Genomic DNA, 13,863 nt, shown 5'->3' on the forward strand with positions numbered 1-13,863 from the left:
CTTTTTTTATGCCCTAATGGAATGGAGATTTCCATCAAACAATTATCGTTTAAAATCTGCTGTTGGACATGTTCCGTAGGGTCATGTCGAATGACAGATAATTGGAATTTGTAATTCCATTAAATGACTTATTATTTTAGAATAACATCACTTCATAGCTCTTCTTTAGGTATTTCTTTTTTGGGAGAAAAAAGAAACAAAAAACTTATTTTAATACAGTTAATCCAACACAAATTCCGCGTTGCGGAACCGATGTTCACTCCGCATACGGCTTTAATTTTTGACGCTTGGCTAAGTCCAGCGCAGGGGTCAAAAATGCGCCTGCCGCTTCGCTCATGCTCCGTTGCCATCTTTCGTCGGGATTAACCGCTGGTAGCAGATACACTCATGTAAATATATCCTAATTTATCATTGGTTAACGTATTTTAATAAAGCTGTTCGACATGTTCCGTAGGGTCACATGTCGAATGACAGATAATTGGAATTTTTAATTCCAACAAATGACTTATTGTTTTAGACTAACATCACTTCAAAGCACTTCTTTAGGTATTTCTTTTTTTGCTAAAAAAAGAAAATTCTAGGTACTGGATGAAAAGAAAAGTTAGAGGCTAAAAATTTTAATTATTCTGAGTATTTAAATCTTATGGCATTTCTTTTTTTGTTAAAAAAAGAAAATCCTAGATAATAGCTGAAAAGAATTGTTTGAGGGAAAGGATTTTAATTTTCCTGTGTTTTTTTTAAAAGGAAACCATATTCGAATTATTTCTAGATTTTAACTAGTTTATTTTTTTTAAATCCACACCTATTGCACCCTTACTTCCCATGCAATTACTCTTATTTTAATACTTTTACTGTATGAAAGTTGCTGGGTTCATTTTATCTTTCCTATTATTACCACTTTTGCTTTGGGCAAATCAATATGTATACTATCTGAATCCAAAGGATAAGAAAGCCTATCGAATTGATTTAATAAAAAAAGAAATTGCTCGCCTTGATTCTAATTCTAATTGGGTTTATTATCATAGCCTGTTAGCTGATTCCTCTTATCATCCTGATTTAATGAAAACAGGAGAGTTTACTATTATTCAAAAAAAGAATACTAATCGCTTACATATTTTTCAAGAATGTACTAATCAGATATATGTTGTAGACCTTACTAGTTTTCAATTAAAACGTCAGGATGAGACCTATTACCGAGGTGATAATTGTTCTTCATATCGATTCTTTAGAGGAGATTTGGTTTATTCCATTGGTGGATATGGCTTTTGGAGAACCAATAACCACTTGATATATTTTGATAAGAAAACCAAAGAATGGGAAGCCGTAAATTCTTATGGAGAATCTCCTGAAGGGATATATCATGGTTTTGTTAGTTTTATTCCCGAAAAAGATGTGCTTGTAACTTTTTCTAATTACCACACGGATGTAAATCATGAATATGGTAAATTGAAACTTGACAACTCAATATATCAGTTTTCTTTTTTTACTAAATCATGGAAAAAATTAGGAGAAGTAACACATCCTGAAATTTCTAAAATACTCGAGGAGTATAGTTATGAAGATAGACAATATCTTTTTTTTACTGGGAAGTATTTTGTATTTGAATCTCCCAATAATACAAATGGAATTCATAAATACTATTTTATTAATCCCAGGACTTTAGAGGTATTTTCTTATGATGATTTAGAGCTGAAATATTCAAGAATAGATTTGCGCTCTATTCAAGTAACTAATACCACTGTTTTCAAAAATGGCCCTTGGGTACTCACTGTTCTACAAAATCAGAATACGAATTCCTCTAACAGCTTTATATTAATTAATTTTGATGACCTCGCAAAAAATGCCAGGTTTATCGGTTTTTTAAATGATTTACCTTGGTATAAAACGGATTGGTTTTATGGCTTAATCCTTTTTAGTCTTGTCGCATTGCTTTTAATTTTTACGAAAAACTTGAAACTGAGTAAGGGAAAAAAAGAACCGAGGTATACTGCTTTACAAGAATCAAAGCTTGAGTTGGAAAATTCTTCACTGCTATTGTTAAAGTCTATAATGGATAGCCAACAATCAGGAGGTATGGCCATTGAGGAGGTGAACCGAATATTAGAAATTGATAATTTGGCATTTGATACGCAACGTTATCGTCGAAGTGCCATCATCAATCAAATTAATCAAACGCTTACTTTATTGACGGGGGAAAAAAACACCATTGTTAGGATCAACTCAGAGGATGACCGAAGGCAGAAACGCTACAAAATAAACTCTAACTGTCTAGAAATATTACGTAAGAAATTAAAGGATTAAGAAGGATTATTACAAAGATTACAAATTCCCTGAATAAGTAAATTGCTTTCTTTCTTGATGAAATTCTTCGGTAAATTGATGGCTGGTATATGTACCAATTCCAAACAAGTAGTTTGACCACATTGGTCACATTTGAAGTGAACGTGGTCATGCTGATGTACATGACCACCTTGGTGGCATAATTCTTTACAGAGAGCGTATTTAGTGCCACCTATATCATCCAATACTTTATGAATTAATCCCTGATTTAAAAAGGTCTTTAAAGTTCTATATACCGTAACTCGATCAAACTGACTACTTAATTCTTGTTCAATATCACTTTGACTCAAAGCGTATTCATGGGATTGTAATAAACTAAGTACTTCCCGCCTACATGGAGTGGGACGGAGATCAAAGTCGGATAAACTGAGTGATGACTGCTCCATGTATTTAAATTAGATCTGATTGCAATTTGACCATTTTTTGATAAATTCCATCCTTCCGATTCATCAATTCCTCGTGATTTCCAGTTTCCACAATTTGCCCCTCTTGCATCACCAATATTTTATCAGCCGTGCGAATAGTGGAAAGTCGATGTGCTATAATCAAGCTAGTTCTATTTTTCATCAATTCCTCCAAAGCAGATTGCACCCATTTTTCCGATTCAGAATCTAAGGCACTAGTAGCCTCGTCTAGCAGTAAAAACTTTGGGTTCTTCAAGATAGCTCGAGCAATGGCAATTCGCTGCCTTTGACCTCCAGATAATTTTACTCCTCTTTCTCCCACCAAAGTATCCCATTTTTCAGGGAAGGATTCTATGAATTGTTTGGCAAAGGCCAATTCCGCGGCCTTAGAAATTTCCTCAAAAGTGGCATCTGGTTTACCGTATGCAATGTTTTCCCGAATGCTTCCTCCAAATAATAAAACTTCTTGAGGTACTAATGCCACCAACTTTCTCCAATCACTTACATCATAAGATTGAATATCAGTTTCTCCCAATAAAATTTTACCTGAATTTGGTTCATAAAAACGCATAAATAACTGCACTAATGTAGATTTACCTGTCCCAGAACTCCCTACTATTGCTACTTTTTCCCCAGGTTCAATCGTGAAATTAATTCCTTTCAAAATAGGAACATTGGGTCTACTTGGATAAGTGAAATGCACATCTTTTATCTCTATTTTGCCAAATGGAATATCCATCTTTTGTTCATGTTGGATATTAATCTCAGATGGGTCATCCATGATTTCTAATATCCTCTCTGAAGCCCCAATCGTTTTTTGCAATTGTGCATAAATATCTCCTAAGCCCCCTACAGAGCCTCCAATAAAGGCAGTATAAAAAATAAAGGTCAATAACTCTGCCAAAATCAAATCACCTGATGCCACTAGTTGAGCACCGTACCAAACCACCCCCACAATGCCGCCAAACAAGGCAAATATGATGAAACTGACAAAACCTCCACGGAAGGTTGCCGCCTTTAATGATTGTTCCACCACCCGATTGAGAGAATTCACATAGCGATTGACTTCCCATTTTTCATTGGTAAACGATTTTACCGCTTGAATGGATTGGAATGTTTCTTCTACGATGATATTGGTGGATGCCAACTCGTCTTGGGATTTTTTGGACACCTTACGGATAAATCGACCAAAAACCAATGCAGCAATTACTAATACCGGGAATGTGGCCAACATGAACAAGGTCAATTTCCAGGATAAATACGTGATTAATGCGATACCACCAACCAAGGTGAATATTTGCCTAAAGAATTCAGCTAATGTGATGGAAAGTACATCTTGAAGTTGGGTGATATCCGAAGTAATCCTACTCATCATTTCACCTACACGTCTTTTTTCAAATTGAAATATGGGTAATGTGATGATTTTAGAATAAAGGTTCAATCGCACATCTCTCATGGCTTTCTCTGATACTTGTGCAAAAGTGTAGATTCGGAAAAAGGATAAAATGGCTTGAATTACCAAGATCAAAAAGAAAAAGATTGTAACCTGGTTGATTGTGAAGTTAGATTTCCCTTCCATCACTTTGGTCATTTCACCAATCAACAAGGGGAAACTTAAAGTGGTCAAATTGGAAAAAAACAAAAAAAACATTCCTGTTATAAATGTCCATTTGTATGGGAGAATGAATTTGTAAATTCTTAATGCTTTACGAATACCCTCTTTGTTAATTTTTCTAGCATCTTTGGGGTCAGCACCTTCACCAAATTTCTCGTGTCTCTTGGCCATATATTTATTCTTTCGCTTTGCCTCTATATCCTGAGGCCTGGAATAATTGGTTGGCATCTGGTTTTGCCATTACCTCTGCCAAACTTTCATTCGGGTGATTTGTTTGATAGGCTTCAATGATTTTCCATCCTAACCAGCGACCAATGGACCCTGGACATGCCGGTCCTATTTCAATGGTCTTAGGTCTCTCTCCCAGATATTTAGCTTTGGTAAATTCATCCTGTTTGTACAACAAGGATTGATCAATGAAATGTTCCCAAATTTCTTGTTGAAACATCTCTGACTCGGTTAATTCTTTGTTGGTATAGCCAAAGAGCAAAGTGTCAGCAAGTGCTGGAGCCATTTTTTTAGCAAAGGCATAACTTTTTCCATACCAAATCATATCACTCAACATGGTGGCGTTTTGTGCGACATGTCGGTTAAAAAAATTGGAATACAACAGTAAAACTTGCCCAATTAGAGCACGAGGTTCTAATCTCCTCAACTGATAATCATAGGCATCTTGGGGTAAATACATACCTTTTTTTCCCATGAAATAATCTAAACCAATCACAATTAAGCTATCACTGACAATGACATGTTGACTTTTAAATTTACCAATGGCACCAAAGCCTGTAAAAACGGTGCGAACTTTCGGGATTTTAGCTTGAGGAAATTCATTCTTTACCTCTTGAAAAGCAGCTTGCAATTCTTTTTCTAAAACCTGACTTCCAAAAAAGGTTTCTTGTTGACTTTGTTCATAAAACTTACGCAAAGCTGGATTTTGAAATAGTATATACAAGTTTTTTGCAAGTTCCGGAGAGCGTTTTACAGAAGCCCCGAAATACGCTTCCATCACTTCAGGGTATTTTTGGAGGATACTATCAATCTGCTTTTCATTTCGACAATCCGCAATGCTTCGATCTAGTCGTTGAATGTCTAAACTAATCTTAGTTAACACCTTAGGAGCTGCGGCTTTTTCTTCCTTTGAATCGCAGGAACCCAAAGAAAAAAGTAGAATGATTATTCCTACATATCCACAAATACTTCGAAAGTTATTCATTTAGCTTAAGCGGGCTAACAATTCTTTTAAGGACTTAATTTTATTCTCAGCATCAGCCAATTTTTGCCTTTCTCTTTCTACTAAATCGGCTTTAGCATTTTGAACAAATTTTTCATTGGCTAATTTAGCTTCTACAGATTTTTTGAATCCTTCTAAATAAGAAAGCTCTTTTTCAGATTCTGCTCGCAATACAGCCGGATCCTCATTGCTTTCTAATGGAACAAAATATTGGTCTGATTTTACCACAAATGATTGTGCCTCTGCCATTGGCTCCTGAATAAACTGAATAGACTCCAAATTGGCCAGTTTTACCAAAATAGCCTGTATAGCTACATAAGCCGAAGGCTGCTCAGTTTTGATGCAAAGAGTCAAGGCTAATTTCGGAGATAATTGCTTGCTGTTTCTGATTTCTCTGATCTTCGTAATGATTTCAAATAACACATCAAATTGTGCAACCAAAGAAGAGTCTATACTTTTTGCTTGTGGAAATTCAGATCGACATATACTGATTCCCTCAGCTCTATTCTCCATATTTTGCCAAATTTCTTCAGTGATAAATGGCATATATGGATGTAACAAACGCATCAACTGATCAAAGAGACTCAAGGCAGACGACAAAGTATCTGATTCAATGGGACTTTGATAAGGCGGTTTGATGATTTCTAAGTATTTCCCACAATAATCATCCCACACTAAATTGTAAATACTTAATAGGGCATCTGAAATTCTGAATTTAGAAAAGTGATCCTGAACGTCAATGATGGTTTGAGATAATTTGGATTCAAACCACTGAGTAGCTAGTTGATGTTCTGGCAAGGAAGCTGCCTGAATAAGATCCAGTCCTTTCAAAAGGCGAAACGCATTCCATATTTTATTGGAGAAGTTTCTTCCTTGTTCACAAAGTTTTTCATCAAACAATAAATCGTTACCCGCAGGTGCAGAAAATAAAAGACCTGAACGCACCCCATCGGCACCAAACTTTTCAATTAAGTCCAAAGGATCCGGAGAGTTCCCTAATGATTTAGACATTTTTCTTCCCTGCTTATCCCTAACGATACCTGTTAAATAAACATTTTTAAAGGGTAACTCACCTCTCCATTCATAACCAGCCATGATCATTCGAGCGACCCAAAAGAATAAAATATCCGGACCCGTTACCAAATCATTGGTTGGGTAGTAATATTTAATGTCTTCATTTTCAGGGTTTTCTATTCCGTCAAATACCGAAATTGGCCATAGCCATGATGAGAACCAGGTGTCCAGAACATCAGGATCTTGGCTTAAATCATCCTCCACCAAAGCAAATAATTGGTATTTGTCCCGAGCAATTCTCAAGGCTTCTTTTTTATCTTTGGCCACAATCAAGGTGCCGTCTTGTAGATAAAATGCAGGGATTTGTTGACCCCACCATAACTGACGAGAAATACACCAATCGTGCACATTTTCCATCCAAGAACGGTACGTGTTTTTGAATTTGGCAGGATGCAGCTGTATGTTGTCATTCATGACATTTTCTAAAGCTGGTTTCGCCATTTCCTCCATTTTCAAGAACCACTGTAAGGATAATTTAGGTTCTATTACAGCACCTGTTCTCTCGGAAGTACCTACCGTAGATTTATATTCTTCTGTATGTACTAAATAGCCTTCTTCTGTCAATTGTTTAACAATACGTTTTCTAGCTTCAAAACGATCTAGCCCAACGAATAATACGGCTTTTTCGTTTAGGCTTCCATTGTCATCAATGATGTCAATGACAGGTAATTTGTGCTTGATACCCAGTTCGTAATCATTCAAATCATGGGCTGGTGTTACTTTTAGACAACCTGTTCCAAAGTCTGTGCTTACATAATCATCCGGAATAATACTGATTTCTCGATTGATCAATGGAATAAACACTTTTTTGCCATGCAGGGATAGGTAACGCTCATCCGATGGATTCACGCAGATAGCAGCATCGGCCATGATGGTTTCCGGACGAGTCGTGGCAATAGTTACATGCCCTGTTCCATCCACTAAAGGGTATTGGATATGGTATAATTTTGCCTGAACATCCTTATAAATAACTTCCTCATCAGATAGGGCGGTTTTGCCCTGAGGATCCCAATTGACCATTCTTACGCCACGGTAAATTAAACCCTTATTGTATAAACGCACAAAAGTATCAATGACCGCCTCATATAATTTAGGCTCCATGGTGAATCTTGTACGATCCCAATCACAGGAAGCTCCTAATTTTTTTAACTGATCTAGTATGATTCCACCATATTTATCCTTCCATTCAAAGGCATATTTCAGGAATTCCTCTCGACTAATATCTTTCTTTTCTATTCCTTTTTCTTTGAGCATTGCCACAACTTTTGCTTCCGTGGCAATGGAGGCATGGTCCGTTCCCGGAACCCAACATGCCTCTTTTCCCTCCATTCGTGCTTTTCTAATCAAGACATCTTGGATGGTGTTATTTAACATATGACCCATGTGCAAAACTCCCGTAACATTGGGAGGAGGAATGACGATGGTATAAGCCTCCTTGTTGGGATCAGGTTTGGAAGCAAAAAGCTTATTTTCCAACCAATAGGCATACCATTTTTGTTCTATTTCTTGCGGGGCGTAATTTTTGTCAATCATAAACGAATGGGGATTCCGTTTTCTGTACGGATTTATTATAGCCTACAAAGATAATTGATTTAGCTTAAAGAGGAAGGTGGTATTTTAAAACAATTCAATGTAATTTGGGTTTCGATTTAAAAGAAAAAGTATGGAAATTTTGCTTTGGCTTGGGACATTTATTTTGATGGAAGCCCTGGCTTGGTTTACGCACAAATACATCATGCATGGTTGGATGTGGACCTGGCATCAGTCGCACCATGTGCATCATAAAAATGTCTTAGAAAAGAATGATTTATTTTCGGTAATTTTTGGAATATTATCCACCCTAACCATCATCCTGGGTGCCGAAATTGAAGAATATCGGGCCTTGCTTTGGATTGGATTAGGTATTGCAACTTATGGATTATGTTATTTTGTTTTTCATGACGTAATCGTTCACCGACGAATAAAAATCAAGTTCAAAGCTCAAAATCGCTATTTAAAACGCCTGATAAAAGCACATTATGTGCATCATGAAGTACATGAAAAAGAAGGCGCAGAAGCTTTTGGATTCTTGTACGCCCCTAAAAAATACGAATAGCTTTATTTAATAAAACCCACTCCAACGGTTGAGTTCGAAAATTCATCAATCAAAATAAAGGCTCCATTGGCAGGGTTTTCTGCATAGGCATCTGCCACAATAGCTTGGGCAGTTCTCAACTGAATACCACCAATTTCATTTAATTTCAAGGAATCTACTTCATGTGTGGAAGTTTGTGCTACCACGTCTAATTTCTCCGTGATTTGTGAAATTTTGGCTTTTGTCTGATGTACTCCGTGTTGTAATAGGTAGGTTTTTCCGGGACTTAATGCCTGATGGTCGAGCCAACAAATATGAGCAGCAAAATCTTTTAAGAGGGGAGCCTCTTTGTCAGAGGCAAGTACGATAGAATTACCTCTCGAAATATCTACGTCGGTAGTCAAAGTGATCACGACAGAATCACCTGCCACCGCTTGCTGCAGTTGCTCGCCAAATTTTTCAATGGAAGCAATGGTACTTTCCTGACCTGTTGGTAAAGCGCGAATAACATCTCCTACTTTAAATGTACCAGAACTTACTTTTCCGGCATATCCACGGTAATCATGATATTCTTCTGTCTTTGGGCGAATCACCCACTGAACAGGGAAACGCGCAGGTGCATGGGCTAAACTCTCTGCAAACTCGAAAGCTTCTAATTCTCCCAAAAGTGTATTTCCTTGGTACCAAGGCATCTTGTCAGTAGGCTTGGTGATATTTTGTCCGAATAACGAAGAAATGGGCAAATAACTTACAGCTTGCCCTTCAAAGGTAGTTTGTGCCACTAATGAACCCAAACTAGCTTTAATGGCTTCAAATTTGGATTCGTCATATTGGACTAAATCCATTTTATTCACACAAATGATCACCTTAGGGATACGAAGAAGGGCTGCAATGGATAAATGGCGTGCAGTTTGTTCCACTACCCCTTGACGGGCATCTACCAAAATCAAAGATACTTTAGCATTGGAAGCGCCGGTAACCATGTTACGAGTGTATTCCACATGGCCAGGTGTATCCGCTATGATATATTTTCGGCTGGGTGTGGAGAAATAAATATGTGCCACATCAATGGTGATACCTTGTTCTCTTTCCGCGATTAAGCCGTCTGTAAGCAAAGAAAGATCTAAAAAGTCTAATCCTTTTCTTTTGGAAGCACTTTCCAATGCCTCTATTTTATCCTTCGTGATGGAGTTGGTTTCGTATAATAATCGGCCAATTAACGTGCTTTTGCCATCATCGACAGATCCTGCTGTAGCTATGCGTAAAATATCCATATTCCTTATCTCTCCAATTAAAAATACCCCTGTTGTTTTCTTTTTTCCATGGCAGCTTCCGAACGCTTGTCATCAATTCTAGCTCCTCTTTCTGAAATTTCTGCTGATAGAATTTCCTCGATTATGATGTCAATTTCAGCGGCTTCTGATTCAACGGCAGCTGTACAGGTCATATCACCTACTGTTCTGAAACGAACAGTAGCCTCAAACGGAATTTCATCGGCCTCTTTATTTAAGTACTCAGAATCTGCCCATAACATGCCATCTCGCTCAATCACTTGTCGCTGATGAGAAAAATAAATGCTCGGGATTTCCATTTTTTCTTCTTTAATATAATTCCAAACGTCTAGTTCAGTCCAATTGGAAATAGGGAAAACGCGCACATTTTCACCGATGGCAATGCGGCCATTTAACATATCAAACAATTCCGGTCTTTGCCTTTTGGCATCCCATTGTCCAAAATCATCGCGAACGGAGAAAATACGTTCTTTGGCTCTGGCCTTTTCCTCGTCTCGTCTTGCCCCTCCGATACATGCATCAAATTTGAATTCCTCGATGGTATCCAAAAGTGTTACGGTCTGAAGTACATTTCTGGAAGCATATTTGCCCGTCTCTTCTTTGACTTTACCTTGATCGATGGAATCTTGAACGTATCTAACAATTAATTCTGCGCCCGTTTCTTTAGCTAACCAATCTCTAAACTCGATGGTCTCCGGAAAATTATGCCCCGTATCTATGTGTACCAAAGGAAAAGGTATTTTTCCTGGGAAAAATGCTTTTTGTGCTAATCTAACCAGAGTGATGGAGTCTTTTCCTCCCGAAAATAAAAGTGCCGGTCTTTCAAACTGAGCGGCTACTTCACGCATGATATAAATAGATTCATCTTCCAGTCTTCTGGGAAATTGGCCTATTTTGTCTTTAATGGTTGAATCTGTCATGGTAATTACAAATAAATTAGGCATGCAATCCACATTCTTTTTGCGAATTTTCCCACCACCATCTTCCTGCTCTTGGATGCTCTCCTTCGGTAATGGCTCGGGTGCATGGGGCACAGCCTATCGATACAAATCCTTTCTTATGCAAAGGGTTTTGCGGTATTTTATGTTGGTTCAAGTATGCTGTTAACTGTTCAAATGTCCAATCAATCAAGGGATTTATTTTGAATAATTGTCGCTGCTCATCCCATTCAATCATGGGCATATTTGCCCGATTATCAGATTGTTCTGCACGTAAACCAGTTATCCAAACTTTTGCACCTTGTAACGCGCGATTTAAAGGTTCTATTTTTCGAATAAAACAGCACTCCTTGCGATTATCAACCGAACTATAAAAAGAGTTGAATCCTTTTTCTTTGACCAATTTTTCTACGGATTCGGTTTTTGGGAAATAGGTATCTATGGAGACTGCATATTTATTAATACTTAAATCCATCAATTCGTAGCTTTCCTGAAACTGCCTTCCGGTGTCTAATGTGAAAATCTGAATGCCTAATGACTGAGTAGCTATAGCATACAAAATAGCCTGATCCTCTTGTCCAAAAGATGTAGAAAATACCAATTTATCCTTAGGAAATAATTGAATAATCGCTTGTAGCCGTTCTTCTAAAGATAAATTTACTAAGCTGTTTTCTACGTTTAAAATATCCATGCACTCAAATTTTTGACAAAAATACATAATGTCTATTGAATTAATATACTTTAATTAAAAAAAGAATTATTGCTCTCTGAGTTGTGGCCTGCAAATCTTTTGTAAATTCAACATAAAAATTTTAGAATGTTGCACGGCTCTGAGATAGTATGGAATGATGGATTAGAGGATGAAAAATCGCCTTTGCTGGATTTGAGGTCGATCAAGAATCTAGTTAAGCAGGGTGAGGGGCAACAATTAGAATTCAAAATGAAGGTCAAATTTCCTGAAAAAATTATCAAGGAAATGGTGGCCTTTGCGAATACTGACGGGGGAATCCTCCTGGTAGGCGTAGGCGATGAAGGTCAAGTGCAAGGTGTGAAATTTGTGGATGAGGAGCAATATCTGTTGGAAAAGGCAATTGAAAAATATTGTTTTCCTGTTTTTTCATACACCAATTATCGGGTCGAAATTGACTCTCAAAGAGCTATTTTAGTTTATCATGTACTACCAAGTATTGACAAACCTCACTTGGTGCAGCTGGATGATGATTCCCAGCCGAAGTGCTATGTTCGTATTAAAGATCGTACGGTGCAGGCTAGTAAAGAAATGAGGCAAATTTTACGGAGAGAAAATGAGGAGGGAGTTCGCTTTAGTTTTGGAAATTCCGAAAAGTGGTTGATGGAATATTTGCATGAAAATCAACAGATTACATTAGCTTTGTTTGCAGAGAAGCAATCAATACCCCTATGGCTAGCATCTAGGAAATTAGTCCTTCTGGTTTTGGCTAGGGTTTTACGTATACTACCAGGTGAAATGCACGATATTTATACACTGAGATGAAAAAAATCGTATTAGGAATGCTGGTTTTGATAGTGTCTTTGGTCGCATGTACCAAGCAGGCTCTTGAACCTGATCAGACTACTAAACCAACCAGTACTGCTACTTCTTCTTTTGATTTAATTCAAGACCGTATTTTTACCCCCTCTTGTGCCACTGCTGGATGTCATTTATCCGCTACAGACCCATCATATGCTCAGCATGGCTTGGTTTTGGCTAAATCCAGTTCTTATGCGCAACTTGTGGGAGTAAGCGCCAAAAATCCCAATGCTCAAGCAAATAAAATATTACGCGTCACTAAATACCAATCGGCTCAAAGCTTATTATACCACAAATTAAACTGGGATGCCGCCCATCATTCTAGCGTAGATTATGGAGTTCCCATGCCATTGGGGGGTAAACCTCTGTCGGTTGGACAATTAAAATTCATTCAAAATTGGATAGAAGCAGGAGCTCCAGAAAAGGGTGAGGTGGCTGATGCTAAATTGTTGGATGACACCACACCAAGCTATGTTCCAAGCTCAGACTTTAGTCCATTAGCAGAACCTTCCGCAGAGGGGAAAGAAGGTTTGCAATTGAAAATTGATAAGTTTTCCGTTGCGCCTAATTTTGAACGGGAATTGTTTGTTCGCAAACCTCTCAATAATACCGCACCTATTTATATCTCTCGGATAAAGTTGAAATCAAGGCCTAATAGTCATCATATGGTTTTGTATGATTTTGAGAATAAGCAATCTCTGCCGAACTTGAATGAAATTAGGGATTTAAGAAATAGTGATAATAGCATTAATGTCTTTACATTTCTGCAAATGCAAAATCACATTTTCTTGGGTGGAGGCACTGATCCTAACTCAGATTATACCTTTCCAGAAGGTACGGCTCTAATGCTCCCAGCCAACAGTTCCATTGATCTAAACCCTCATTATTTCAATAAAACCAACGAGGTGATTTTTGGTGAAAATTATGTCAATCTATATACGGTAAAGGCTGATCAGGTGAAAAAGGTCGTAAAAATGATTGATTTTAATCAGACTAATCTGACCTTGCCCCCCAATCAAAAGACGATAGTAACTAAGGATTTTATATTTGATAAGCCTGTGGCTATAGTTTCATTGACCTCTCATACTCACCAATGGGGAAAGCTATTCCAAATCAAAATCAAAGGTGGATCGAGAAATGGTGAAGTAATCTATGAAAGCACCGATTGGGCTCATCCAGCTGTGATTAATTTTACCAAGGTCATTGAGCTGAAGGCTGGTGAAGGATTAACATCTGTGGTGACCTATGATAACAATACCAATCGCACTATTCGTTTCGGACTCACTTCTGAGGATGAAATGAATATCATTTTTGGATATTACTATGAACTTTAAAACAGAGCCTCA

General features: G+C 37.6%; 11 protein-coding genes. 4 read left to right on the forward strand and 7 right to left on the reverse strand.

The features are described from left to right. Positions 1-855: 855 nt before the first annotated feature. On the forward strand, positions 856-2,301 hold the full coding sequence (locus ESB04_RS05205; protein WP_129026673.1) for a Kelch repeat-containing protein: 1,446 nt from the start codon (positions 856-858) through the stop codon (positions 2,299-2,301). Here ESB04_RS05205 and ESB04_RS05210 read toward each other — a convergent pair. The 4 genes from ESB04_RS05210 to ESB04_RS05225 are packed head-to-tail and all read right to left on the reverse strand — an operon-like array spanning position 2,298 to position 8,197. Continuing rightward, a complete protein-coding gene (locus tag ESB04_RS05210; protein ID WP_129026674.1) occupies positions 2,298-2,726 on the reverse strand; it encodes a Fur family transcriptional regulator in 429 nt (142 codons plus the stop codon). The genes ESB04_RS05205 and ESB04_RS05210 overlap by 4 nt on opposite strands. 4 nt (positions 2,727-2,730) lie before the next feature. Further along, positions 2,731-4,530, reverse strand: a complete 1,800-nt coding sequence (locus ESB04_RS05215) for an ABC transporter ATP-binding protein (protein ID WP_129026675.1) — start codon at positions 4,528-4,530, stop codon at positions 2,731-2,733. A gap of 4 nt (positions 4,531-4,534) precedes the next feature. Continuing rightward, positions 4,535-5,572 carry a gliding motility protein GldB-related protein gene (locus tag ESB04_RS05220; protein ID WP_129026676.1) on the reverse strand — a complete coding sequence of 346 codons (1,038 nt, stop codon included), beginning with the start codon at positions 5,570-5,572 and terminating at the stop codon, positions 4,535-4,537. Next, complete coding sequence (locus ESB04_RS05225; RefSeq protein WP_129026677.1) at positions 5,573-8,197, reverse strand: valine--tRNA ligase; 2,625 nt, start codon at positions 8,195-8,197, stop codon at positions 5,573-5,575. Between the two features lie 130 nt (positions 8,198-8,327). On the opposite strand from ESB04_RS05225, the gene ESB04_RS05230 reads away from it, so the two are divergent. After that, the gene (locus ESB04_RS05230) at positions 8,328-8,759 is read left to right on the forward strand and encodes a sterol desaturase family protein (RefSeq protein ID WP_235832177.1); all 432 of its coding nucleotides are present in this window, start codon (positions 8,328-8,330) and stop codon (positions 8,757-8,759) included. Between the two features lie 2 nt (positions 8,760-8,761). Here the strand turns inward: ESB04_RS05230 and ESB04_RS05235 are convergent, their stop codons facing one another. From ESB04_RS05235 to ESB04_RS05245, 3 genes are read right to left on the reverse strand one after another with little or no spacing between them, the layout of a single operon-like run. After that, complete coding sequence (locus tag ESB04_RS05235; RefSeq protein ID WP_129026678.1) at positions 8,762-10,012, reverse strand: sulfate adenylyltransferase subunit 1; 1,251 nt, start codon at positions 10,010-10,012, stop codon at positions 8,762-8,764. 17 nt (positions 10,013-10,029) lie between these two features. Continuing rightward, the gene (gene cysD / locus ESB04_RS05240; RefSeq protein ID WP_129027032.1) at positions 10,030-10,950 is read right to left on the reverse strand and encodes a sulfate adenylyltransferase subunit CysD; all 921 of its coding nucleotides are present in this window, start codon (positions 10,948-10,950) and stop codon (positions 10,030-10,032) included. Between the two features lie 16 nt (positions 10,951-10,966). Next, entirely contained in the window at positions 10,967-11,659 is a 693-nt protein-coding gene (locus tag ESB04_RS05245; protein ID WP_129026679.1) for a phosphoadenylyl-sulfate reductase, read from the reverse strand. Between the two features lie 126 nt (positions 11,660-11,785). Between ESB04_RS05245 and ESB04_RS05250 the strand changes: the two genes are divergently transcribed. Then, positions 11,786-12,481: an AlbA family DNA-binding domain-containing protein gene (locus ESB04_RS05250; protein WP_129026680.1), complete on the forward strand. Its 696-nt coding sequence runs from the start codon at positions 11,786-11,788 to the stop codon at positions 12,479-12,481. Continuing rightward, positions 12,478-13,851 carry a monooxygenase gene (locus ESB04_RS05255; protein WP_129026681.1) on the forward strand — a complete coding sequence of 458 codons (1,374 nt, stop codon included), beginning with the start codon at positions 12,478-12,480 and terminating at the stop codon, positions 13,849-13,851. Before ESB04_RS05250 ends, ESB04_RS05255 begins: the two co-directional genes overlap by 4 nt. Positions 13,852-13,863 lie beyond the last annotated feature (12 nt).

The sequence above is a fragment of the Aquirufa rosea genome (assembly GCF_004118285.1).
GTDB classification, from domain to species: Bacteria; Bacteroidota; Bacteroidia; order Cytophagales; family Spirosomataceae; genus Aquirufa; species Aquirufa rosea.